Origin of the sequence: Janthinobacterium aquaticum, from assembly GCF_009208565.1 — a bacterium.
Classification (GTDB): Bacteria; Pseudomonadota; Gammaproteobacteria; order Burkholderiales; family Burkholderiaceae_D; genus Janthinobacterium.
This window is the reverse complement of sequence record NZ_WFLK01000001.1, coordinates 479,518-502,968: the sequence shown is the minus strand read 5'-3', so window position 1 is coordinate 502,968 and position 23,451 is coordinate 479,518. Positions and strand designations below refer to the sequence as shown.

The 23,451-nt window shown below is 62.7% G+C and carries 26 protein-coding genes; 6 read left to right on the top strand and 20 right to left on the bottom strand.

The features are described from left to right. Window positions 1-118: 118 nt before the first annotated feature. The 4 genes from GCM43_RS02270 to fur all read right to left on the bottom strand — a co-directional run bounded on the left by GCM43_RS02270 (window position 119) and on the right by fur (window position 2,281). Window positions 119-325, bottom strand: a complete 207-nt coding sequence (locus GCM43_RS02270) for a hypothetical protein (RefSeq protein WP_226929277.1) — start codon at window positions 323-325, stop codon at window positions 119-121. Between the two features lie 336 nt (window positions 326-661). Continuing rightward, window positions 662-1,315 (bottom strand): DUF1349 domain-containing protein, encoded by a 654-nt coding sequence (locus tag GCM43_RS02265; protein WP_226929287.1) that lies wholly within the window; start codon window positions 1,313-1,315, stop codon window positions 662-664. 119 nt (window positions 1,316-1,434) lie between these two features. Continuing rightward, entirely contained in the window at window positions 1,435-1,779 is a 345-nt protein-coding gene (locus GCM43_RS02260) for a MerR family transcriptional regulator (RefSeq protein WP_152241860.1), read from the bottom strand. A gap of 64 nt (window positions 1,780-1,843) precedes the next feature. After that, window positions 1,844-2,281, bottom strand: a complete 438-nt coding sequence (gene fur, locus GCM43_RS02255) for a ferric iron uptake transcriptional regulator (protein WP_152241859.1) — start codon at window positions 2,279-2,281, stop codon at window positions 1,844-1,846. 108 nt (window positions 2,282-2,389) lie between these two features. Between fur and GCM43_RS02250 the strand changes: the two genes are divergently transcribed. The 3 genes from GCM43_RS02250 (at window position 2,390) to GCM43_RS02240 (ending at window position 4,897) form a co-directional block, all read left to right on the top strand. Continuing rightward, window positions 2,390-3,286: a LysR family transcriptional regulator gene (locus tag GCM43_RS02250; RefSeq protein WP_152241858.1), complete on the top strand. Its 897-nt coding sequence runs from the start codon at window positions 2,390-2,392 to the stop codon at window positions 3,284-3,286. Window positions 3,287-3,463: 177 nt separating this feature from the next. Further along, window positions 3,464-4,078: an OmpW/AlkL family protein gene (locus GCM43_RS02245; RefSeq protein WP_152241857.1), complete on the top strand. Its 615-nt coding sequence runs from the start codon at window positions 3,464-3,466 to the stop codon at window positions 4,076-4,078. Window positions 4,079-4,354: 276 nt separating this feature from the next. Beyond that, on the top strand, window positions 4,355-4,897 hold the full coding sequence (locus GCM43_RS02240) for a gamma carbonic anhydrase family protein (RefSeq protein WP_152241856.1): 543 nt from the start codon (window positions 4,355-4,357) through the stop codon (window positions 4,895-4,897). 9 nt (window positions 4,898-4,906) lie between these two features. Here the strand turns inward: GCM43_RS02240 and GCM43_RS02235 are convergent, their stop codons facing one another. Together GCM43_RS02235 and GCM43_RS02230 are read right to left on the bottom strand one after the other, a co-directional pair. Then, window positions 4,907-5,224 (bottom strand): DUF3144 domain-containing protein, encoded by a 318-nt coding sequence (locus tag GCM43_RS02235; RefSeq protein ID WP_152241855.1) that lies wholly within the window; start codon window positions 5,222-5,224, stop codon window positions 4,907-4,909. Between the two features lie 132 nt (window positions 5,225-5,356). Further along, on the bottom strand, window positions 5,357-7,009 hold the full coding sequence (locus tag GCM43_RS02230; RefSeq protein ID WP_152241854.1) for a Na+/H+ antiporter: 1,653 nt from the start codon (window positions 7,007-7,009) through the stop codon (window positions 5,357-5,359). 173 nt (window positions 7,010-7,182) lie between these two features. Here GCM43_RS02230 and GCM43_RS02225 point away from each other — a divergent pair, with 173 nt between their 5' ends. Genes GCM43_RS02225 through GCM43_RS02215 form a run of 3 tightly spaced genes read left to right on the top strand, consistent with a single transcriptional unit; the run spans window position 7,183 to window position 11,484 of the window. Further along, window positions 7,183-8,670, top strand: a complete 1,488-nt coding sequence (locus tag GCM43_RS02225) for a cytochrome c (RefSeq protein WP_152241853.1) — start codon at window positions 7,183-7,185, stop codon at window positions 8,668-8,670. 17 nt (window positions 8,671-8,687) lie between these two features. Continuing rightward, window positions 8,688-9,158 carry a (2Fe-2S)-binding protein gene (locus GCM43_RS02220; RefSeq protein ID WP_152241852.1) on the top strand — a complete coding sequence of 157 codons (471 nt, stop codon included), beginning with the start codon at window positions 8,688-8,690 and terminating at the stop codon, window positions 9,156-9,158. Next, window positions 9,151-11,484: a xanthine dehydrogenase family protein molybdopterin-binding subunit gene (locus tag GCM43_RS02215; RefSeq protein ID WP_193315506.1), complete on the top strand. Its 2,334-nt coding sequence runs from the start codon at window positions 9,151-9,153 to the stop codon at window positions 11,482-11,484. The genes GCM43_RS02220 and GCM43_RS02215 overlap by 8 nt, the downstream gene beginning before the upstream one ends. A gap of 37 nt (window positions 11,485-11,521) precedes the next feature. Here the strand turns inward: GCM43_RS02215 and fghA are convergent, their stop codons facing one another. The 14 genes from fghA to GCM43_RS02145 form a co-directional block, all read right to left on the bottom strand. Beyond that, a complete protein-coding gene (gene fghA / locus GCM43_RS02210; RefSeq protein WP_319636929.1) occupies window positions 11,522-12,391 on the bottom strand; it encodes an S-formylglutathione hydrolase in 870 nt (289 codons plus the stop codon). A gap of 64 nt (window positions 12,392-12,455) precedes the next feature. Further along, window positions 12,456-13,373: an NAD-dependent protein deacetylase gene (locus GCM43_RS02205; protein ID WP_226929275.1), complete on the bottom strand. Its 918-nt coding sequence runs from the start codon at window positions 13,371-13,373 to the stop codon at window positions 12,456-12,458. Between the two features lie 56 nt (window positions 13,374-13,429). Next, window positions 13,430-14,101: a signal peptidase I gene (gene lepB / locus GCM43_RS02200; RefSeq protein WP_152241851.1), complete on the bottom strand. Its 672-nt coding sequence runs from the start codon at window positions 14,099-14,101 to the stop codon at window positions 13,430-13,432. 187 nt (window positions 14,102-14,288) lie between these two features. After that, window positions 14,289-14,534 (bottom strand): hypothetical protein, encoded by a 246-nt coding sequence (locus GCM43_RS02195; RefSeq protein WP_152241850.1) that lies wholly within the window; start codon window positions 14,532-14,534, stop codon window positions 14,289-14,291. Continuing rightward, the gene (locus GCM43_RS02190; protein WP_152241849.1) at window positions 14,531-14,782 is read right to left on the bottom strand and encodes a hypothetical protein; all 252 of its coding nucleotides are present in this window, start codon (window positions 14,780-14,782) and stop codon (window positions 14,531-14,533) included. The genes GCM43_RS02195 and GCM43_RS02190 overlap by 4 nt, the downstream gene beginning before the upstream one ends. Before the next feature lie 132 nt (window positions 14,783-14,914). Next, a complete protein-coding gene (locus GCM43_RS02185) occupies window positions 14,915-15,445 on the bottom strand; it encodes a GNAT family N-acetyltransferase (protein ID WP_193315505.1) in 531 nt (176 codons plus the stop codon). A gap of 87 nt (window positions 15,446-15,532) precedes the next feature. Further along, window positions 15,533-16,117, bottom strand: coding sequence for a DinB family protein (locus tag GCM43_RS02180; protein WP_152241847.1), 585 nt, complete (start codon window positions 16,115-16,117; stop codon window positions 15,533-15,535). 13 nt (window positions 16,118-16,130) lie between these two features. Then, on the bottom strand, window positions 16,131-16,832 hold the full coding sequence (locus GCM43_RS02175; RefSeq protein WP_152241846.1) for an ABC transporter ATP-binding protein: 702 nt from the start codon (window positions 16,830-16,832) through the stop codon (window positions 16,131-16,133). Beyond that, a complete protein-coding gene (locus GCM43_RS02170) occupies window positions 16,825-17,550 on the bottom strand; it encodes an ABC transporter ATP-binding protein (RefSeq protein WP_152241845.1) in 726 nt (241 codons plus the stop codon). Before GCM43_RS02170 ends, GCM43_RS02175 begins: the two co-directional genes overlap by 8 nt. After that, window positions 17,543-18,517, bottom strand: coding sequence for a branched-chain amino acid ABC transporter permease (locus GCM43_RS02165; RefSeq protein WP_152241844.1), 975 nt, complete (start codon window positions 18,515-18,517; stop codon window positions 17,543-17,545). The genes GCM43_RS02170 and GCM43_RS02165 overlap by 8 nt, the downstream gene beginning before the upstream one ends. After that, window positions 18,514-19,386: a branched-chain amino acid ABC transporter permease gene (locus GCM43_RS02160; RefSeq protein WP_152241843.1), complete on the bottom strand. Its 873-nt coding sequence runs from the start codon at window positions 19,384-19,386 to the stop codon at window positions 18,514-18,516. The genes GCM43_RS02165 and GCM43_RS02160 overlap by 4 nt, the downstream gene beginning before the upstream one ends. A gap of 79 nt (window positions 19,387-19,465) precedes the next feature. Further along, window positions 19,466-20,632 carry an ABC transporter substrate-binding protein gene (locus tag GCM43_RS02155; protein ID WP_152241842.1) on the bottom strand — a complete coding sequence of 389 codons (1,167 nt, stop codon included), beginning with the start codon at window positions 20,630-20,632 and terminating at the stop codon, window positions 19,466-19,468. A gap of 77 nt (window positions 20,633-20,709) precedes the next feature. Beyond that, window positions 20,710-22,272 (bottom strand): class I adenylate-forming enzyme family protein, encoded by a 1,563-nt coding sequence (locus tag GCM43_RS02150; protein WP_152242034.1) that lies wholly within the window; start codon window positions 22,270-22,272, stop codon window positions 20,710-20,712. Beyond that, on the bottom strand, window positions 22,272-23,426 hold the full coding sequence (locus GCM43_RS02145; RefSeq protein ID WP_152241841.1) for an acyl-CoA dehydrogenase family protein: 1,155 nt from the start codon (window positions 23,424-23,426) through the stop codon (window positions 22,272-22,274). Before GCM43_RS02145 ends, GCM43_RS02150 begins: the two co-directional genes overlap by 1 nt. Window positions 23,427-23,451: the final 25 nt, after the last annotated feature.

The window sequence follows — 23,451 nt, the reverse complement described above, 5'->3', positions numbered from 1 at the left end:
GCTGCAAGGACGGCTGGCCAAAAGGCAATGTCGACATGGTAGCCGCGCAATATGACAAGGTGATTACAAACTTGTCAGAGTCGTACCAATTATGCCTGGTAGGCAAGCACCTTTTTGCTCAACGCAGGTGCGAGGCCAGCCGCTGCGCCTGCGCCAGCCAGCGTGCACGCTGGTCGTCGTTTGCGCCGAGCAGCGGACCGTAGGTAGCCACCCGGACCGGCTTGATACCGCAAAACTCCAGCGTGGTTTTGCGCATCTGGTGGATGCCGGGCATGCGATAAACCCAGCGGAAATACCAGGGCGGCGTATCCATCGTGACCAGCAACGTCACTGTCCTGAAAGTTGATCAGGTTGCATGCTAAAGCCTGCCCCAGGGGGTAATGTCTCTAACTAAGTTAGCGCTCCGGCGCCAAAAGCACACTGGCAAACGCATTAAAGCCACAGTTGTGCGCATAGGTTCTCCGGGCCAAGCGGGGCTGAAAAATGTCGATGGCAAGGCGCAGCGACGAAGACAGTACGAATGTACGGCGAGGAGCTGCAACGCCGCCATCGGCATTTTCTCAGCCTCGCGTCTCTGGCCCGCCATTTTTTCGCCTTGCGACTATCAATGCTCGAAAAAGCTTAACTTAGCGGCCTTAGCCCCAGGGGGCAAGGTCAAGCCTTATACGCCGAGCCGGAAATCGTTGACGCAGTCGGCGCTCAACACCGGATCGATAAAGGTGCTGGCGTTGCCGGAGCCGAGCGGCGACTGCGAGCTCAGGCCGGCATACAGGCGCGGCGGATAATCGTTGCCGTACAGGCGCGCCAGGTTCCAGCTGACCTTGTCAGTCGAAAAATACAGGCCCACGGTGCGCGTATCGGACGATATTTTCAGATACACCTCGGGTGCGGCAATCGACTGGTGGTTATTGTCATCGGACGTATCGACCGTGCGTACGCTCACCACGCGCGTGACGCCGCGCTCGTCGCGCTCGAGTGCGAACTTCTGCCATAGCCGTTCCGAGGCGAACAGGTACAGCGCGCCGGCGTCATAGCTGGTGTGAAAGCCGGGCCTGACCATAGCCGTTAGCGTGAATGGCCTGGTATTGTCGAGTTCAGCCAGCAGCACCGGCGCCGTATTGTTGGACAGTTTGCCGTTCGGATCGTTGAAATAGTCGCGCCTGGCGGCACTGCTGATCGTGATGGCCGCGCCATCGATGCTGGCATACTCGTCCGCCTGGTTCAGGCAGCGCGTGAAATGTATGCCTGGCAATTGCAGGGAACAGGGCGTACCCAGGTTGTCGGTGCTGTCCCGGGCGCCTGCGCGGTTTTCCATATTGTTCAAAAGCGGTCTCCTGTGCTGTTATCGTGTGCGCGACACTGGCGGTAGCGCTTGCCCGATTGTGCAAGTAAAAGACCGTGCTGTCCATCGCCGACAGGAAGGGCAATGGTGGCTCAGGCAGCCAGGCAGGCGTCGATTTCCAGGCCGATGGCGGCCAGGTCGGCGTCGAGCTGGCGCAGGCGCGCCATTTCGCTTTGCAACTGGCTGCGCTTGGTATCGACCAGGCGCGACAGGGCAGCCCAGTCCGACTTGTCGCCATCGAGCAGCGAGTGCAGCTCGGCCAGTCGAAAGCCCAGCGCCTGCGCCTGGCGAATCAGCCTGACCTGGCTGGCATCGTGTTCGGTGTAGCTGCGGTAGACGCCAGCGCGCCGTACTTCGCCCAGCAGGCCCAGTGCTTCATAGTGGCGCAAGGCCTTGGGCGTGGCGCCGGTCAGGCGCGCCAGTTCTCCGATATACATGCTGCTTCCCGCTATGAAATGGCCATGCTAGTGCAAAACAGGCGTCCTGCAAAGCCGGCCGTCTTCAGGCGCGGCGCGGCGGCACTTTTTTTGCCGTGCAGTCAGCGCAGGTGCCGTACAGCGACAGCGCATGTTCATGCAGCACGAAGCCGCGTTCGGTGGCGATCTCGTGCTGGCGCGTTTCAATGCCATCGTCGACAAATTCATCGACCTTGCCGCAGCCGGTGCAGACCAGATGGTCATGGTGATGACCTTCGTTGAGCTCGAACACGGCATGGCCCGATTCAAAATGCCGGCGAAACAGGATGCCCGCTTCGGCAAACTGCATCAGCACGCGATAGATGGTGGCCAGGCCGACATCAATCTTTTCGGCCAGCAGCAGCTTGTAGACATCATCGGCGCTCAGATGCTTGATCGAGCCTTCTTGAAACAGCTGCAGAATCCGCAGGCGCGGGATAGTCACTTTCAGCCCCGACTCACGCAGTTCTTTCAATATATCCATGTCTCCCATCCTTTATAGTGGCATCAATGCAGATTCGCATTATATCGCAAATGATAATCATTATTATTCGCATATGCAATAACTTGCTGACGAAAGAAAGGAGACGGCATGGACCGTTTTGATGCCATGCGCCTGTATGCGCGCATCGTTGAACTGGGCAGCTTCACGCGCGCGGCGCACGACCTCGGCTATCCGAAAGCCACGGTCACGCACGCCATCGCCCAGCTCGAAGCGCGCCTGCAGGTGCGCCTGCTGCAGCGGACTACGCGCCAGGTCAGGCCCACGCCCGACGGCCAGCTGTATTACCAGCGCTGCGTGCATTTGCTGGCCGAGCTCGAAGAGACCGAGACCGTGTTTGCCAGCGCCCAGCAGCAGCCGGCCGGCAAGCTGCGGGTGGACCTGCAAGGCACGCTGGCACGCCATTTCGTGTTGCCAGTGCTGGATCAGTTCTGTCGCCGCTATCCGCATATTGAGCTGGAAATCGGCATGGGCGATCGCCTGGTCGACCTGGTGCGCGAAGGCATCGATTGCGTCCTGCGGGCCGGCGAACTGGACGATTCATCGCTGGTGGCGCGCCGGCTGGCGCTGCTTGAGCAGCTCACCTGCGCCAGTCCGGCCTACCTGGCGGCGCATGGCACGCCGCGCAATCTGGCCGAGCTTGATGGTCACCGCGCCGTCAACTTCTTTTCCAGCCATAGCGGCAAGGTGTGGCCGTTTGAATTTCGCCAGGACGGGCAGCTGCACCGGCTGCAACTGCCCGGCACGGTATCGGTCAGCCATGCCGACGCCTATCATGCGTGCTGCCGCGCCGGACTCGGCCTGATCCAGGCGCCGCGCTATCACCTCGAGGCCAGCCTGCGCGACGGCAGCCTGGTCGAGGTGCTGGCCACGCAGCGGCCCGATCCCATACCCGTATCGGTGCTCTATCCGCAGGCGCGCCAGCTGGCGCCGCGCGTGCGCGTGTTTGTCGACTGGCTGGCCGGGCTGTTTCCGGACGCAGTTTGATGCATCGCAATAGAGGCTTTTTTTGATCTATGCGAGGTAAATCTGCCCTCTGTCGTGGCCTTGCAGCACTATTTGATGTGGATCAAAGTTTTTGCTGCGCTGCAATCCTAGACTTCGTTTCGTTAAATGACGAAAAAACTTAACGAAAAACTTAACGACGAAAAAGAGGGAAACAGAATGAAAAAGTCCACAACCGCAGCAGCAATTATCCTGGCCATCGGTGCCTTTGCCGGTAACGCCATTGCACAGGAAAGCCCATGGCTGGTGCGTGCCCGCGTGGTGCAGATCGATACCGCCAACAAGTCGGCACCCGTAGCTGGCGTCGGCGCGTCCGACCGTATTCATGTCAGTGACAAGACCATTCCTGAAGTCGATATTTCGTACTTCTTTACACCGAATATCGCTGCCGAGCTGATCCTGACCTATCCGCAAAAACACGATGTCAAGCTCGACGGCGCCAAGATCGGCACCTTCAAGCACCTGCCACCGACGCTGTCGCTGCAATACCACTTCATGCCTGAAAAACAGTTCAGCCCCTACGTTGGCGCCGGCATCAACTACACCAATATTTCGGACGTGAAACTGCTCGGTGGCGCCGGCCGCCTGGAGCACGACAGCTGGGGCTACTCGCTGCAAGCGGGCGTCGACTACAAGCTCGACAAGAACTGGTCGCTGAACTTCGACGTCAAGAAAGTACAGATCCGCAGCGACGTGTTTATCTCGGGCGTCAAGGCCAGCGAAGTCAAGGTTGATCCTTACCTGATTGGTCTGGGCGTCGGCTACCGCTTCTAAGATTGGGCCGCGCTGCGTAGGTCGGATTAGCGCGCAAGCGCGTAATCCGACAACAATGTTGGCACTGTAGGTGTTTGTCGGATTACGCCGTTCCGGCTAATCCGACCTACCATACTTCGGCGCGGCGCCTTGCCCTGGACGTTTTTCGACAGCGCTCTGTCTCGGGTGCGCTGATCGCTGATAAATCCGGCTTTGACGCCGGATTTTTTTTGCCCATCTTCTGCGTCGCGCTTACAATGGCTGGCACTGTGAAATCAACCAGAAAGTGAGCCAGCAATGCCCGTCAGTTCCTACCTCGATACCCATCCCGCCATCGGTGAACGCGTCTATCTGCACGGCACGGCGCAGGTGATCGGTGATGTACAGATCGGTGACGACTGCTCGATCTGGTGCAACAGCGTGCTGCGCGGCGATGTCAACCGCATCGTGATCGGCGAGGGCAGCAATATCCAGGATTTTTCCATGGGCCATGTGTCGCACAGGAATGCCGCCAAGCCCGAAGGTTCGCCGTTGACCATCGGCAAATACGTGACCATCGGCCACTCGGTGATTTTGCATGGCTGCAGCATCGGCGACGAATGCCTGATCGGCATGGGCAGCATCGTGATGGATGATGTGGTGGTGCAAAAGCACGTGATGGTGGGCGCAGGCAGTCTGGTGTCGCCCGGCAAGGTGCTGGAAAGCGGCCACCTGTATGTAGGGCGGCCGGCTGTCAAGGTGCGCGCCTTGACCGAGGCCGAGATCGCCTACCTGCGCTACTCGGCCGAGCACTATGTGCGCGTCAAGAACAACTACCTGGCCGGCAGCGCGCCGGCCTGAGCGGCGCGATCAGCCCTTGGGTGCGGCTGAAGGCTGCTGGTACTGCTCGAAATTCTTGATGTAATCGTTGAAATTGTCGGTCAGCATGCGCTTGTATTGCTCGGTGAAAAAGGCCACGGCCTCGTCCTTTTCCTGCGCCATTTTGGCCGCGTCATTCATCCTGCTGGACACGAGAAACGCGTTGAAGCGCGCTGCCGCGTACAACAGCGAAGTGGCCACTTCATTGCCGGTGTTGTGTTCGCATTGCTGATTGGCCAGAGCGATCACCTGGTCGGCGCGCTCCCAGAATTCCGGGCCGGTTCTTGGTTTGCTGGTTGGTGTAGTCATAAGGTCCTCATGTGGTGCGCGCCAGTCTACACAGCGCGCCGCAGCCTGTCCAGCCAGCACCGGCGCCGTCCAGGGCGCCGACACGATCATGCTGACGCGGCAGTTTTACAAGCAGCTTGCCAATCTGTTTGCCTACTCTTCCAGCGTAGCCTCCATCAGATCGATTTCACGCAGCAGGCGCAGATGAATCGAGTCGTCGAGCTCGCCTGAAATACGGCGCCGGTACAGCTCGTCGCGTTCGGCAGACAGCGCTTCCAGGCGCAGCGCGCGTTCAGCGCGCGCCATGTCCTGCATGCGGGCCGCTTCGTCATTGCTGCTCTCGCCAAGCGCCAGGCGGCGGCGATAGGTTTCCAGCAGGCGGTTGGCGGCCTCCATCACCACCTGCTCCTTGCCGTCCTTGCTCATGCTGGCCGACACTTTTTCCAATCGGGCAATGGCCGCTTCGGCCGCCGCCGAGCGCGCATTGCGCTCTTCGCTGGAGCGGCGCGCCGGTGGCGCAAACACCAGTTCCTTGCTCAGCAGCGGCAAGGTGACGCTGGCCAGTATCAGCGACAGCAGGATCACGCCCATCGCCAGGAAGATCACCAGGTCGCGCGCGGGAAAGCGCGTGCCGTCGGGCAGGAACAGCGGCAGCGTCAGGATGCCGGCCAGCGTCAGCGCGCCGCGCACGCCGGCAAACGAGGCGACCAGCAGCAATCGCAGGCTGGGTCGTGCCAGCGCATTGGCTTCCTTGTTGCTCTTGTCGTCACGCTTGTGGCGCTTGAACAACGTGACCTTCATCGAGACGAACACCCACACAAAGCGCATGAAGGTCAGGCCGACTGTAATGGCGATCACATACAGCGGCAGCTTCCAGGTGCCGCCGGCGCCCAGTTCGACCGTGGCGGCAGGCAGGTTGGTGATCGTGCCGGGCAGTTGCGCCCCGAGCATCACGAAGATGACGCCGTTGAGCACCAGCTGCATGGTGTCCCAGACCGCCTTGCGCTGGGTGCGCGTGGCGGCCAGCGGGCGGCCGATCAGGTCGGCGTAATGCATCGAGACGCCGGCAGTGGCGGCCGCCAGGATGCCCGAGCCATGGATCTGCTCGGCGCCCAGGTAGGCGGCAAACGGGATCAGGATGCTGATCAGGATCTGCAGGCCCGGCTCTTCGCCAACCTTGCTGACCAGCCATTTGTTGGCCAGGCCCACGCCCCAGGAGATGGCCAGGCCAATCACGATGCCGCCGCCGGCCTCCTGCACAAAGCTCATCGAGGCGGCGCCGATTGAAAAGCCGCCGGTCATCATGGCGCCGACGGCAAAGGTAAAGCACACCAGCCCGGAGGCGTCGTTGAGCAGCGACTCGCCCTCCAGGATATGCATCAGGCGCGGCGGTATCGGATTGCCGGCCGCAATGGCCGAGACCGCCACCGGGTCGGTCGGCGACAGGATCGCGCCCAGCGCAAAGGCCACCGCCAGTGGCACGGTGGGAATCAGCCAGTCGATAAAGAAGCCCATGCCGACCACGGTAAACAGTACCAGGCCGATGGCCAGCATCAGGATGGCGCGCGCGTCGGAAAAAAATGCGCCTTTGGGGATGCGCCAGCCGTCCAGGAACAGCAGCGGCGGAATAAACAGCAGGAAAAAGATATCGGGGTCGAGCGGCAGTTGCAGGCCGAACAGGGCCAGCAGCGAGCCGCCGGCAATCTGGATCAGCGGCAAGGGCAGCTTTGCCCAGCGCATGCGGGCAATAAAGCCGCACAGCACGACAGTGAGGACCAGCACAAGAATAATGGTAACGGTATGCATGTAGGGCGGCAAGCAGGCAGACAAAAGACGATTATAAAGGTCAGTGGCTGCACACCGCTGCCGGCTTGCAAACGCTGTGGCGCGGCACCCGCCTGCCATTTTGCCTGCATACAACGAGTTGCAAATCCGGTTAAGATATTGCCACTGTTGTCTCTACCCCTGAAAGTTCTGTCTTGTTCAAGAAAATCTGTACCGGCCTGCTGATCGTGCTTGGCCTGATGCTCGCTGCGGTGGTCGCTGCCGTGGCATATTACTGGCGCCCGGCCATTGCGCCGATTGCGCCGCCGCCGGCAGCGTCGTTCTCGACGCAGGCCGTCGAACAGGGCCGCATCCTGGCCGGCATGGGCAATTGCGCCGCCTGCCATACCGCCGACGGCGGCGCCGCCTATTCGGGCGGGCGCGCCATGGCCACGCCATTCGGCACGATCTACAGCACCAATTTGACCCCCGATACGCGCACCGGCATTGGCCGCTGGTCGCTGGCCGCCTTCCGGCGCGCCATGCGCGAAGGGGTGGGGCGCGATGGCCAGCATCTGTTTCCCGCGTTTCCCTATACGCATTTTGCCCAGATCAACGATGCCGACCTGGCTGCGCTGTACGCCTGGCTGATGACGCGCGCGCCGGTCGAGGCGACACCGCCTGCCAATACCTTGCCGTTTCCGCTCAACCAGCGCGTGCTGCAGGCCGGCTGGAAGCTGCTGTTTTTCCATCCCGGTGCGGCCTCGCAGGCGCCGCCGGCGCTGGCCGGGCAATCGCTGCAGGAATGGCATCGCGGCCGCTACCTGGCCGAAGGACTTGGCCATTGCGCCGCCTGTCATACGCCGCGCAATGCGCTGGGTGCCGAAATTACCGGTTCGAACTATGCCGGGGCTGCCATCGACAACTGGTATGCGCCGGCGTTGACAGCCGCCAATACCGCGCCGCTGCCCTGGACGCGTGACGAGCTGTACGCATTCCTGCGCACGGGTGCCACAGCCTTGCATGGGGTGGCCGCCGGCCCGATGTCGGAGGTGGTGCATGAAGGCATGGCGGACTCGCCCGACGCCGATATCCGCGCACTGGCAGCGTATTTTGCGCAGCTGGGCCAGGCCGACTTGCGCCAGGTCGATGCCGGCGCCGTGATCAAGGCCGGCATCGACCGCTCGCAGCGCGTGGCGCGGGTCGACAACGACCAGGGCGCCAGCCTGTATGTCGCCGCCTGCGCGTCGTGCCACGCCAACAGCAACGGCGTGCCTGCCTTGCTGCGCCCGGAACTGAGCCTGAACAGCGCCGTCAGTGCGCCCGACCCAGCCAACCTGATTCAGGTGATCCTGCACGGCGTGGGCAAGAAAGAGGGCCTGCCAGGCGCGATGATGCCGGGTTTTGCGCATGCGCTGTCCAATACCGATATCGCGCAACTGGCGGCCTATCTGCGGCGCAGCCGCAGCCATCAGCCCGCCTGGACCAATCTGGAAGCGACCGTGGCACGCCTGCGCGCCAGCAGCCATGCGGCCAGCCAGGCTGCCAACGGCGAAGAAAGCAGCGAGGCGGCCAGGGCCGCCAGCGACGCCAGCACACCCAATTCGGCTGCCGAAGAGGCGGAAATTGCCGCCGGGGTCACCAATCCGGCCAATTCGGCCAGCTCGGCCAGTTCAGCCGCTGCTGCAGCCGGCATCAAATAATCATTGGAAAGAAAGCCATGTTCAAGCTTACCGTCAATGGCCAGGCACTTGCCACCGCCGTCGACCCCGATACCCCGCTGCTGTGGGTGCTGCGTGAAGAGGCGCGCCTGACCGGCACCAAGTTCGGCTGCGGGGTGGGCATGTGCGGCGCCTGCACCGTGCATGTGGACGGGCACGCCGTGCGTTCCTGCATTACGCCGGTACCCAGCGTGGCAGGTTCTGCCGTGACCACCATCGAAGGCCTGTCGCCCGACGGCAAGCACCCGCTTCAGCAGGCGTGGATCGCCACCCAGGCGCCGCAATGCGGCTACTGCCAGTCGGGCCAGATCATGCAGGCGGCCAGCTTGCTGCGCGATTATCCGCAGCCGACCGACGCCGATATCGACGCCGTCATGAGCGGCAACCTGTGCCGCTGCATGGCCTATGTGCGCATCCGCAAGGCCATCAAGCTGGCGGCTGCCACCATGCAGGAGGCACCCCATGCTTGAGTTTCCGGCCAAGCTGCCCAATGAAAAAAATGCGGACTCGCCGGGCGTGTCGCTGGGCCGGCGCGGTTTCCTGATCAGCGCCTTTGGTGCCGGCGTCACGCTGGCCTTCCTGCGCGCCGACGATGCCCTGGCGCGCGGCAAGGTGGCGCAGCCTGCCCGAACAGCGGCGGCCGTTCCCGCGTTCGACCCCAGCATCTGGTATGACATCGGCCACGATGGCACGGTGACCGTCAATATTGCCAAGGCGGAAATGGGGCAGCATATCGGCACGGCGCTGGCGCGCATCGTGGCCGACGAGCTAGAGGCGGATTGGAGCAAGGTACGCCTGAACTATGTCGACAGCGACCCGAAGTGGGGCGTGATGGTGACTGGCGGCAGCTGGTCGGTCTGGCAGAATTTCGATCCGCTCAGCCGCGCCGGCGCTGCCGGACGGCTGGCGCTGGTCGAGGCCGGTGCGCGCCTGCTGCGCGAACCGGTAGCCGCCTGCAGCGCCAGGCTGGGCGTGGTGCATGGGCGGCACCGCTCGATCAGCTATGGCGAGATCGTACGTCGCGGCAAACTCACGCGCGTCTACACGCCCGAGCAGCTGCAAGCGATCGCGCTCAAGACGCCGGCGCAGCGCAAGCTGGTCGGTCAGACGGTGCAGGCGCTTGATATCCCGTCGAAAACCGATGGTTCGGCCATCTACGGCATCGACGCGCATATCGACGGCATGCTGTATGCGCGCCCGAAAATCCCGCCGACGCGCTATGGCGCCAAGGTGCTGACTATCGATGACTCGGCCGCCAAAGGTATTGCCGGCTATGTCGATACGGTCGCGCTCAAGGACCCCAGCGGCACGACGCCGGGCTGGGTCATGGTGTATGCGAAAACCTACGCTGCCGCCTTGCGTGCAGCCGACCTGGTCCAGGTCAAATGGCGCGCCGGGCCGGCCGCCCATGTTTCCGAGCAGGACATCGTGCATTACGCCAGCAAGCAGCTGGCCGACGCTACGCTGGGCGCGCGGGTGGTCGACGATGAGGGCGTCGACGCGGCGTTCGCGCACGCCGACCTGAAGCTGGAGCGCCACTATACGACTGCCACCGTACTGCATTTCCAGCTCGAACCGGTCAATGCACTGGTGCAGGAAATCAATGGCGTCTGGCATGTGCATGCAGGCACCCAGTGGCAGTCGTTGATTCTGCCGGTGCTGGCGCAGGCGCTGGAGGTGCCAGAGGCCAATGTGGTGCTGCATACCTATCTGCTGGGCGGCGGCTTTGGCCGGCGCCTGAACGGCGACTATTGCGTGCCGGCGGCGCTGGCGGCGCAGGCCATCGGCCGTCCCGTCAAGATGATTCTCACGCGCGCCGATGACAGCCATTTCGATTCGCCCCGTTCGCCTTCGGTACAGCATCTGCGCATGGCGTTTGACGCCTCGGGCAAGGTCACGGCGATGGCGCACGAGGCCAGCGCCGGCTGGCCGACCCAGGTGATGGCGCCGGCCTTGCTGGCCAAAAACAGCAAAGGCAGGCCTTACGACCCGTTTGCCATTGCCGGCGCCGATCACTGGTACACGGTGGGTGCGCAGCGCGTGCGCGCCGTGTCCAATGACCTGGCCAACAGCACTTTCCGGCCGGGCTGGCTGCGCTCGGTCGCGCCGGGCTGGACCAACTGGGCGGTGGAAAGCTTTATCGATGAGGCAGCGCAGGCGGCCAAGGTCAATCCACTGGCTTTTCGCTTGTCGCTGCTGCAGGCTACCGGGCGCAATGCCGGCAGCGCACCGAATGCGGTGGGTGGTGCGGCGCGCCTGGCGCAGGTCTTGCAGCGGGCGGCTGAAAAAGCCGGTTGGGGTGCGGCCATGCCGCCCGATACCGGTCTCGGGATTGCCGCCAGCTTTGGCCAGGAGCGCAATATGCCGACCTGGACCGCTTGTGTGGCGCGTGTCTGGGTCGACCGCCGCACATGCATGGTCAAGGTGGAAAAACTGACCATGGTGATCGACGCCGGCACCATCGTCGACCCTGATGGCGCGCTGGCGCAGGCCGAGGGCGGCGCCCTGTGGGGCGTCAGCATGGCGCTGCATGAGGGCACGGCGTTCCTGAACGGCCAGGTCAAGGATACCAATCTCAATACCTATACGCCGCTGCGCATGGCCGATGTGCCTGAACTCGATATCGAGTTTGTCAGCAGCACCGAAGCGGCTACCGGCATGGGCGAACCGCCCGTCACGGTGGTGGCGCCGGCGATTGCCAACGCCATCTTCATGGCGGTCGGCTCGCGCGTACGCCATTTGCCGATCCGTCCGGCTGCCGTGCTGACGGGGCTGGACAAATACGGCGCTGTGTAAGCTGCCTGCCCAGATTCTGCTTCCGGGGGTGATACAGCTAACTACCCCGCAACTGCCCGGCATGAAACCGCAAATGCTCCTCGACAAAGGTCGAGATAAAGTAGTAGCCGTGGTCATAGCCGGCATGTCGGCGCAGTTGCAGCGGCTGGCCGGCATCGCGGCATGCCGCTTCAAACACCTCGGGATACAGTTGCTCTTCGAGGAATTTGTCGGCCAGGCCCTGGTCGATCAATATGCCGCCAGGAAACGGCGCCGGCTGGCCTTGCAGGCTGCGCATCAGGGCGCTGGCATCGTACTGCTGCCAACTGCTTTCATCGCTGCCCAGATAGCCGCCAAACGCTTTCTTGCCCCATGGGCACTGACTCGGTGCGGCAATCGGCGCAAACGCCGAGACCGAGCGGAACAGATGCGGATTGCGCAGTGCCAGCACCAGCGCGCCGTGGCCGCCCATCGAGTGGCCGAAAATGCCGGTGCGTGCGGCGTCAAGATGAAGTTCCTGTTCCAGCAGCGCACGCAGTTCCAGGATATAGCTGTACATGCGGTAGTGGCTGCTCCAGGGCGCTTCGGTGGCATCGACATAAAAGCCGGCGCCGGCACCGAAATCCCAGGCATCGGTCTCGCCGGCAATATTGGCGCCGCGCGGGCTGGTGTCGGGCATCACCAGCACCAGTCCTTCTTCAGCCGCCACGCGCTGGGCGCCGCCCTTGATGGCAAAGGTTTCTTCGGTACAGGTAAGGCCCGCCAGGTAAAACAGGGCGGGGCGCTTGCCATGCGTGTTGCCCGCGCCTGGCGCCGTGTCCGGGATAAACACCGAGAAACGCATCGGCAGGCCGATGGCCTGCGCGTCGTGACGGTAAAAACGTTGTACGCCGCCAAAGCAGGCGTGTTCGCTTAACAGTTCCAGCATGTATTCTCCGAGTCAATATTGCAAGCGCATAGTATAGCCAGACTGCTGTTGTCGCTGCAGCGATTCAGGCCAACATGGCCGCTACTGCTGGCAGCAAGTCCTGCGCCGGTGCTTCAAGTTTGAACGCCAGCAGCTCGTCGGCGCGCGTCTTGCCGATATTGACGGCGGCCACCGGCTTGCCGGTCTCGGACGCCAGCCGGCACAGGCGAAAGCTTGAATACACCATGACCGACGAGCCGATAACCAGCAGCGCGCTGGCCTGCTCCATTTTGCGCAGCGCTTCGGCGCTGCAGGCCGCTGGCACGCCATCGCCGAAAAACACCACGTCCGGCTTCAGTGTGCCGCCGCAATGCAGGCACTGAGGAAGATGAAAGCTGGCCAGTTGCGACGGTTCGAGCAGCGCGTCGCCATCGGGCGCAGGTGTGGCGACCAGGCCGGCCATCTGCGGATTGTCGTGTTCAAGCTGTTGCTGGACCGCGCTGCGGGCATAGGTGCGCTGGCAGTCGAGACACACTACGTCATGTATGCTGCCGTGCAATTCAGTGACGTCGGTGCTGCCGGCACGCTGGTGCAGGCCGTCCACGTTTTGCGTGACCAGGCTGCCGATCCGTTGTTGTAACGCCAGTTGCGCGATAGCCAGATGGCCGGCATTGGGCGCCGCACGCGACAGGGTCGGGTAGCCAACCATGCTGCGCGCCCAGTAGCGGCGCCGCACCGCTTCCTGGCGCCGGAAATCGGGCCCCTGCACGGGCGCATTGCCGCGCCGCACACCATCGGCGTCGCGGTAGTCGGGGATGCCCGAGGCCGTGCTGATGCCGGCGCCGGTCAGCAGCAACACATCAGGATGACGCTGGAGAAACTGGCCCAGGCGATCGACAGATTCGTTGACGGCTTTGTTCACAGATTCGTCACTGCTGTTGCCGGCGCCTGGCTTGCCGGGCAGGGCCGAAGCCATGGGTGAGAGTGCGGTAGAAGTAGACATGATGCGCCATGCTACTCCAAATCCAGCCGTGCTTCAGGCCGCGCCTCGGCCCACGTTTATTGCAGGGCCATGCCAAAGCGGTCCAGCCGTGGCCGCCAGCCGTGCAGAATGTCGGCCGATACCAGAATGCCTTCGGCTTTGCCAATCAGCAATTCGCGCGGCACGAAGCCGAAATAGCGCGAGTCGGCGCTGTTGTCGCGATTGTCACCGAGCATCATGAAATGGTCGGCCGGCACGGTCACCGGCGCAAAGTCGCGCCGCGCCGCGATCTGCGGCAGCAGCTGTATCTGGCGTGAGCGTCCATTGCCGCTTTCGCGTACTTGCTGCACGGTGATTTGTCCGGCCTTGCCGACCGGCTCGCTGACAGTGTCCAGCAAAGCGTAATCTACAGGCCGGCCATTGATAAACAGCTGTTCATTGCGCATGGCAACCGTATCGCCGGGCAGGGCAATAATGCGTTTGATCAGGCGGGTATGGTCAGCCGGCGAGGAAAAAGTCACGATATCGCCACGCGCCGGCTCGCCCGTGCGCTGCAATACGATATCGGTCAGCGGCACTTTGACGTTGTAGGCCAGCCGGTTGACGAACACCACGTCGCCTTCGAGCAGGTTGGGGCGCATGGAGGCCGACGGTATCGGGTTCCAATCCGCGACCGCCGTGCGGAACACGCCAAACAGCAGCACAAACATCAGAAAGCCTTTGTTGGCGCGTATCCAGTTCGTTTTCATTGCTCGTCTCCTGATTGCTGTTGATCAGCAATCTTGCTCGTGCGTACACACGTGTTGGGCGTGGCAATATGCTCACCCTGTCACCACGATGCGCAGACAAACTGAAGCGACTCTTAAAACTGGTGCGCTGGCTGGAAAAAGAGCCAGTTTGACAGCCAACTGTTGCTGGCCAGCCGCAGTTGCTGCGTTATGGTCGACGGCAGGGGGCAGCTGCGTCCCTGGCTGCGCGCGTGAGCGGCTTGCCGCCCAGCTCTTCCCACAGTTCGGCAATGGCCACCAGCAGGCCGCCGGCCAGCACGGGAATGGCCACCAGCGCCGGCATGGTTTGCAGCCATGGGTCAAGGGCGATGGCCGATATGATGGACACCATTAGCGCCACGGCCCAGAAGCGGTGCGGATGGCGCAAGGTTAACAGATGCGGTAAGGTAGTCATAACTCCTCCTTCGATAACAGACGAAACAGTCGCGCAACAAAGATGCTGCTGGCGGCAATCACCACGCAGGCATCGAGAAAAAACAGTACCATGCCCACCAGATGCATGCCCTGCACCAGATAGGCAGGAAGCTGCCTTGCCTCGGCCCATTGCGTCAGCCATGCCAGCGCTGCCGCTGCGGCAAAAACCAGCACCGCCAGCGACAGCATCAGCAGCACATGTTCAAACAGGCGATGGCGCAGTTTCATGTTGGACTCCAGGGTGTCAAAAAGATTCCCGAATGTTGACTTTAATCGTCATCGCAACCGCCTGTTTGCGCTGGCGTAAAGTGGCCGGCGATAGGCGCAAAAGAGAATTTTTACCTGGAAATGCCGATACGATCAGGCATCAAGCTGCGGATTGCGCCGTTCAAAGTACAGCAGGTCATACCAGCTGTTGTTGAGCCGCATGGCATTTTTCGACTGGCCATACTGGACAAAGCCGCCGTGTTGCAGCACCGCAATCGACCCCAGGTTGGGCGGACGCACGGTCGCTTCCAGGCGCCACAGGTCGAGTTCGCCAAAGGCCTGTTCCTGCAGCAGCGTCATCATTTGCCTGGCGTAGCCGCGTCCGCCAAACGGCGCGCCCACGCGGTAGCCCAGCTGCGCCTTGTTGAAGTAAGGCCGCGTGACGCCCGTCAGGTTGATGCGACCGACAATCTGGCCGTCAATCTTGGCCAGGTACTGATGGCTGGTGTCCTGCGCGCGTTCGCGCACGGCGTGCTCAATGGCGGCGGCAATGCCGTCGATGGTGTAGTAGGACTCGGCGCGCGCCGTGACCCATTGCTCGAAATGGGCGCGGCTGGCCAGTTCAAAGTCGAGCAGGGCGGCAATATCTGCACTGGTGGGCGCGTGCAGTTGCAACTGATTCATGTCTGTCATAGTGCGCTGGCGTGGCAATCCATGCGAAGGAAAATGCCTCATTATAGTCAGCAACCTCTTCCTGCTCTGAGCAAGCTGTCAACGCATTTGCCAGATTTCTTCCTCAGTCCAGCCCAGTTCGGCAAAGTCTGGCGCGCGCAGGTTGGCTTCGCCGGTGCAGAAAAACTCATCGAGCTGAGGCGGCGCCACGGGTGTGCCGGCCAGCATGGCGTGCACCTGGCCGCGATGGTGGTTCTGGTGCTGGAACAGATGGGCCAGCAGGCGCGAACGCGTATCGATTTGCGGCGTGTCGCGCAAGATGGTGACGGGCCGTGCCAGGTCGGCGTCGGTCAGCTGCCGGCAATGCGCAATCAGGCGCTTGTCGGCTGCCGCTTGCGCCGCATGCAGGCTGGCGCAGTCGTCGAACGGCTCGTCCTGTTCAAAAAACACATAGCAGTTGTCATGCGGCGCCTGGCCGGTCAGTTCGCGCTCCAGTGCATCGAGATAAAACCAGTCGCAGGTCAGGATATGGTTGAGAGTAAGCTGGATGGTCGGGAAAAAGCTGGTGCGCGTGGCCTGCAAGTCGGCGCGCGTCAGTTGCAGGCACGCGTGGTAAAGACGGTGGTTGGCCCAGGCATTGTTGCAGGCTTGGCTGGCGATATACTGTACGAATGGACTGGTCATCAAGGTTCAGTGTTCAGCGTGAAAAATACAGCGCATGCAGGTGCTCGAGATCGACTTCGCGCGCCGCCTGCGACAGCGCCACTTTACCGCTTTGCATCAGAATCACATGGTCGGCCACGGCCACTGCCCGCGCCGTATTCTGCTCGACCAGGATAATCGTGCGCTCGCCATCGTTCAGACGCGCCAGGATGGCAAACAGTTCGTCTACCACCAGCGGCGCCAGACCGAGCGAAGGCTCGTCGATCAGCAGCAGCGACGGGTCCGACATCAGGCCGCGCGCCATCGCCAGCATCTGCGCTTCGCCGCCAGACAGCGAACCGGCCAGTTGCCGGCGCCGCTCGTGCAGGCGCGGGAACATCGCGTAAGCCTGCTCCAGGCGCGCGGGCATGTGCTGGCGATGCTGTTTTGGAAAAGCCCCCATGATCAGGTTTTCCTCCACGCTCATGTCGCGAAACACCATGCGTCCCTCGGGGATCATGGTCACGCCGGCGTCGCTCATGTTCCAGGTTGGCGTGCCGTTGATCGCCTTGCCGCTCAAGCGGATACTGCCGGCGCTGACCGGCAGCAGGCCCATGATGGCGCGCAGCAGCGTGGTCTTGCCGGCGCCGTTCGGGCCGATAATCGTGGTCAGCCTGCCGGGCGCGATGCTGAGCGAGACATCCCACAGCACATTGATGGCGCCGTAACCGGCGCGCACTTTATCGATTTCAAGCATTCGGGCCTCCTGCATCTGCGCCTACATAACTTTTGATCACGGCCGGGTCGCGAAACACTGCCTCCGGCGTGCCGTCGGCAATCAGCTGGCCAAAGTTCAGCACTGCCACGCGCTGGCACAGATTGCTGATGGTCTCGATATCGTGTTCGATCATCACGATGCCCACGCCGAATTTTGCATGCAGGTCCTTGAGCATGCCCATGAAGCGGCGCTTGCCATTGGTTTCCAGGCCGGCCAGCACCTCGTCGAGCAGCAGCAGTTTTGGCGCGGTGGCCAGCGCCTTGGCCACTTCCAGCGCCTTCAGTTCCGTCAGCGCCAGTTCGCTGGCTGCATCGCGCCCGGCCTTGTCCGCCAGTCCGGTAAAGTCGAGGATGGCGTCGAGGCGCTGTGGGTCGACCTTGCCGGTGCCAAAGCGCTGCGCCACGATCAGGTTTTCACGCACCGTCAGCTCGTGCATGGGCTGCGGAATCTGGAAAGTGCGGCCCAATCCCAGGCGCGCGCGCTGGTACATGGAGGTAGCCATCACGTTGCGTCCCTCGAAGCGAATCTGGCCGCCGGTGGGGCGCACCAGTCCCGAGATGGCATTGAACAGCGTGGTCTTGCCGGCGCCATTGGGGCCGACCAGGCCGATCACGTCGCTGCTGCCGACGTTCAGGGTCACGCCATCGACCGCCTTGAGGCCGCCGAAGCGTACCGAGACATTATCGAGTTCAAGCATGCTGCTTCTCCTTGCTACCGTCCTTGCGCCTGAGGGCCTTGTGCAGCAGCGGCAGCAAACCGTTCGGGCTGAACACGATCATCGCCACCAGCAGCAGGCCCAGCACCAATTGGTGGCCGGTCGGGATCAGCGCCTTGAAGACCAGTTGGTCGACCAGGTAGACCACCACCGCGCCCAGCACGGGGCCGGGTATGGTGCGATAGCCGCCAAAAATGGCCGCCACGATGGGCAGCGTGACCCACAGGCCGTTGAAGGCGTAGTCCGGCTCCAGGAAGTTGATGTAGTGCGCATTGAAGGCGCCGAACAGGCCGGCCATAAAGGCCGACACCAGCAGCATCAGGCCCTTGAGCAGCGTGCTGTTGACGCCCACCACGCGCGTGGCGTCTTCGCTGTCATGCATGGCGCGCAGGGCCAGGCCGTAATGGCTGGCGCGGATGCGGCTGTAGGCCAGCATGCACAGCACCACCAGGGTGAGCACCACCAGGTAGGCGCCGTTTTTGCTCGCCAGATCGAAGCCCAGCACGGTAGGCAGGGCCGGGATATTGGCCACGCCGCCGGCACCGCCCGTGACCGAACTCCATTCGGTCGCCAGGATGCGGAAGATATGCGCGTAAGCGAGGATGGCCAGCGCAAAATACGGTCCGCGCAGGCGCAGCACCGGCAGCATAATGACGGCGGCCGCTGCCGCCCCGGCGCCGCCGAGCAGCATGGCCGGCAGCACCGGCACGCCGAGCTTGACGGTGGTCAGCGCCGAGACATACGCGCCCACCCCAAAAAACGCCGAATGGCCGAAGCTGACCATGCCGCCCAGGTTGCCCAGCAGCGCCCACGACAGCGCCACGCCGCCGATAATCAGCGCCGCCACCACCATGCTCATCACGTATTGATTGCCGCCCAGCGCCAGCGGTACGGCCACATAGGCCGCTGCCAGCAGGAGCGTATTGCGTATCCATGCCGTGGTTTTCATCCGCGCCTCCGTGCCGCACCAAACAGGCCGTTGGGCAGGATAAACAGCACCAGCAGGAACAGCACCATGCCAGACAGCTCCTGCAGCGCCGAACTGGCCAGCGTTACCGTCAGCGCTTCGCACACGCCCAGCAGCACTGCCGCCAGCAGCACGCCCGGGATCGAGCCGATGCCAGCCAATACGGTAATGATAAAGGCCTTGACGGTCAGCGCGCTGCCGTAGGCCGGCTGGATCACGCCATAGCTGAATAGCGCCACGCCGGCAAACGCGGCCAGCACGCCGGCGACCAGGAACGACACCATTTCGGTGCGGCGCGGATCGATCCCCATCAGCTTGGCCGCATCGCGGTTGCTGGCCACGGCGCGTACGGCGCGGCCATACCAGCTGGTCGACAGCCAGCGCCATAGCGCCGCCATCAGCACCAGGCTGACACTGAAAAAAATCACTTCGCTGCGCATGCTGAACAGCGGCCCGACTTCAAAGCCTTCCTGCAGCCAGCTTGACGACGTCGAGCGGATATCGGCCTTCCATACCAGCAGGATAAAGTTCGTCAGGATCACGCCGATGCCATAGGTCAGGATCAGTGAATTGATCTCGCGGTCCTTTTTGATGCGGCTGACGATCACGTACACGCCCACCGAGGTGGCGCTGACGATCACCAGCGCAATCGGAATGGCAAACATCGGCCCCAGGCCGAGGCCCGACTCCACGCTGTAGGCGATATAGGCTGCCAGCAGCACCAGTTCGCCATGCGCCAGGTTGATCACTTTCATGGTGCCGAACACCAGCGCCAGACCCAGCGCGATCAGGGCGTACGAGCCACCCTGCAGCAAGCCTGAATACAGCGCCTGCGCGATTAATTCTGTCATGAGCTAGTCCTGTTCATGTTCCTCGGGCGCGTCTGTGCCGCCCAAGCAGGGCAGGTGCGCAGACGCCACGATGCTGCGCTTACCAGGGCAGCGCAGGGTAGGCCAGCTTGCCGGTCGCGTTTTCCTTCGGCCAGACAATCACGATCTTCTTGTCCTGGTGCTGCGCCATGCGGTGCACGAAGTTCTTGTTGTCGCCATTGTCGGCAAACTGCACGCGCCCGATCAGCGTTTCACGGTCGGTGGCACGCATCTCGTCGGCGATGCCGCCTTTCTTGACGGTGCCCTTGTCGGCGGCGCGCGCAATGGCTTCAAACAGCAGCATCGACTGCACATAGCCGAACTGGCCCAGGTAGTCGGGCTCCTTCTTGTAGAGCTGCTTGTAGGCGTCGGCAAAGGCCTTGCCGTCGGCCGTCTTGAATTCGGTCGGGAAGGGCAGCAGCGCGGTGCCAAATATATTGGGCATCAGGTCCGGAAAGTCGGCCGCCATCTTGGGCGTGGCCAACGACCATACGCCAACCATCGCCTTGATCTTCGGCTTCAGGACGCGCGCGGCGCGGATAATGCCCACATAATCGTTTTCATAGCCGACCATGGCGACGACTTCCGATTTGTCCTGCAGCTTGATCTTGTTGATGATCGGCTTGAAGTCGGTAATGGCCGGGTCGAACGAGTGGGAAGTGACTTTTACACCCTTGGCGGCCAGCGCCTTTTCCACATCCTTGGCCAGGCCGCTGGTTGCTTCCTTGGTCGAATAGACGATCGAGACCGATTTTGCGCCCACATCCTGCAACAGGCCCAGCATGGCTTTTTCGTAGCCGGCCGTATTGTTAATGCGGAAAAAATTCTTGCGCCCGCTTGCCACCAGGCTGTCATCGACGCCACCGGACGTAATATAGACGAGGCCGAGCTTGTTGGCCGTGTCCGACGCGGGCGAGATATTGTTCGAGCCGTAGCCGCCGGTAATGGCCACCACGCCCTGGCTGGCCAGCTTTTCAACGGCGGCAATCGCCTTGGCCGGCGCCGATTCGTCGTCGATGGTGACGATTTTGACCTTGTGTTTGCCGTTGGTCTTGTTGAATACTTCGGCGGCCACCATGATCCCTTCCTGCATGCCGGCGCCGACGCGCGCCAGGTTGCCGGTCAGTGGAATCTCGGCGCCGACCAGGAACTCGTCTGCCTGCGCTGCGCTGAGGGTGCCACAGGCAAGCATGGCTGCCATGGCGATACGTGTGATTGCGTTTTTCATCTGTGTCTCCTCCGATATGACTGCTGCCCGCTGGTTTGCTTTTGTCGGACGGTATTGTAATGAGCTTGACTGCTGGTCTACAAATCTGACGATGTAATCTGTTGCTGGGCCATCTGTTTCAGGCGTCCCTTCAGTATCTTGCCGGTGGCCGCTGCCGGCAGCGCCTCCATCACGATAATGGTCGATGGACGCTTGTAAGGCGCCAGGTGCTGCGCCAGCCACTGCTGCAAGTCGTCCACCGACACGCGCTGGCGCGCGTCGATTTCCACATACGCTACCACGTCCTCGTTGCCATCGGCGAGAAGGCAGCCGACGACGGCCGACTGCACCACGCCGGGGTGGGCGTTCAGTGCTGTTTCCACCTCCAGCGGATAGACATTGAAACCCGAGCGGATAATCAGTTCCTTGGTGCGCCCGACAATAAACAGCGCGCCGTCGGCATCCTGGCGCGCCATGTCGCCCGTATTGAGCCAGCCGCCATCGCGCATGGTCGCTGCCGTCATGGCCGGCTCGCGGTAGTAGCCGGCCATCACGTTCGGGCCGCGTATCCACAGCTCTCCCGTTTCGCCCGGCGCCGCGTCGGCGTTATCGGCATCGACCAGGCGCACGTCGACGCCGGGAATCGGCAGGCCGACCGAATCGTCGTGGCGCGGCGCATCGAGGCGGGTCTGGCTGATGGTGGGCGAGCTTTCCGTCATGCCGTAACCGTTGTGTAGCGACGTGCCCAGCAGCTTTTCCACCTCCTGCTTGAGCACCGGCGACAGCGGCGAGCCGCCGGCATAGGCAAAGCGCAGCCGGTTTGGCAGCGGCGTGCCGGCGCCACCCACTGTCTGCAGCAGCTTGGCGTACATGGCCGGCACGCCTTGCACAATGGTGAGGCCATCGCGCAGCGCCGACAGCAGATGCTCGCAGCTGAAACGCGGCACCAGCTGCAGCGTGGCGCCAGCCGTCAGCGTGCCCAGCGCCACCGAGGCCAGGCCATACACATGCGAGATCGGCAGCACGCCATAGGCGCGGTCGCCGGGCTCCAGGCCACGCAGGCGGCTCGACACGGCCGCAATAAACAGCAGGTTACGGTGCGTCAGCATTACGCCCTTGGGCTGGCCGGTGGTGCCGGTGGTATAGATCAGCGCGGCAATCTGCTCGTTGCCGGCCGTCGTCGCTTCAGGCTGCGCCGCCTCGTTCAGTGCGCCCACCTGCAGTGTGCCCATGCCGTCAACCGCTACCGTACTGCTGCCGCTGTACTGCGCGTGGGCTGCCGCTTCCGGCGAATTATGCGTCAGGTACAGCACGCGGCGTGCCGTGCAGTGGCTGGCGATGGTGTCGACTTCGCGCGACGACAGCCGCGCATTGACATTGACGACCCACGCGTCGACGCTGGCGCAGGCAAAGATCAGCGCTATCTGCAGCGCGCAGTTTTCACCGACCACCACCACGCGGTCGCCGGGGCGCACGTCCAGCTTGCGCAGCAATTGCGCGGCGCTGTTCATGCTGTGGGCAAGCTCGGCATAGTTCCAGCGGCGATCGCCTTCGATCAGCGCCGGCGCATGCGGCGTGCGCTCGGCCCACTGTTGCGCAATCGCCGACAGGCGCGCCGGCATGGCAGCGAGCAGGGCGGGGATGTCGAAAGCGGCGCCCATCACTTTTGCGCCGCCTTGATCATATTGCGGGCAATCACGATCTGCTGGATCTGCGTGGTGCCTTCGTAGATGCGGAACAGGCGCACATCGCGGTAGAAGCGTTCGGCAGCGTATTCCGATATGTAGCCTGCGCCGCCATGGATCTGCACCGAGCGGTCGGCCACGCGGCCGCACATTTCGGAGGCAAACAGCTTGCAGCACGACGCTTCGGTCGAGATATCTTCGCCATTGTCGCGCCGCCGCGCCGCATCGAGCACCATGCTGCGCGCCGCGTAAATCTCGGCCTTGCTGTCGGCCAGCATCGCCTGGATCAGCTGGAACTGGGCAATCGGCTGGCCGAACTGCTGGCGCTCCATGGCGTAGGCCAGCGCATCGGCCAGCATGCGTTCGGCCGCGCCCACGCAGACGGCGGCGATATGCAAACGGCCCTTGTCGAGCACTTTCATGGCCGTCTTGAAGCCCACGCCTTCCTTGCCGCCGATCAGATTCGCTGCCGGCACGCGGCAGTTTTCAAAGATGACGTCGCAGGTATGCGCGCCTTGCTGGCCCATCTTCCTGTCGATCTTGCCCAGAGACAGGCCTGGCGTATCCTTTTCCACGATAAAGGCGGAAATGGCCGATGCGCCGCGTTTGGCCTGGTCGGTGCGCGCCATCACGGTAAAGATGCTGGCCTCGGGCGCGTTGGTGATATAGCGTTTGCTGCCGTTGAGGATATAAAAGTCGCCGTCGCGCACGGCCGTGGTGCGCAGCGAGGCGGCGTCCGAGCCCGAACCGGCTTCGGTCAGTGCAAACGAGCCGATCATGTCGCCGGCGGCCAGCTTCGGCAGATAGTGCTGCTTCTGCGCTTCCGTGCCGTCGATCACGATGCCTTGCGAGCCGATGCCGTTGTTGGTGCCGATCAGCGAACGGAAGGCTGGCGAGGTGCGGGCGATCTCGAAGGCGACGCGCACCTCTTCTTCCATGGTCAGCTGCAGTCCGCCATAGGCTTCCGGTATCGACAGGCCAAACAGGCCCAGTTCACGCATCTGCGCCACGATGGCCGGCGGAATAGTGTCGGTTTCAGCCACCAGCGCCTCGTTCGGCACCAGCTCCTCGCGCACAAAGCGGCTGATGCTGTCGAGCAGAATATTGAGGGTTTCTTCGTCGCGTATCATGATTTCCTTGTTCAGTTAGGCTCAG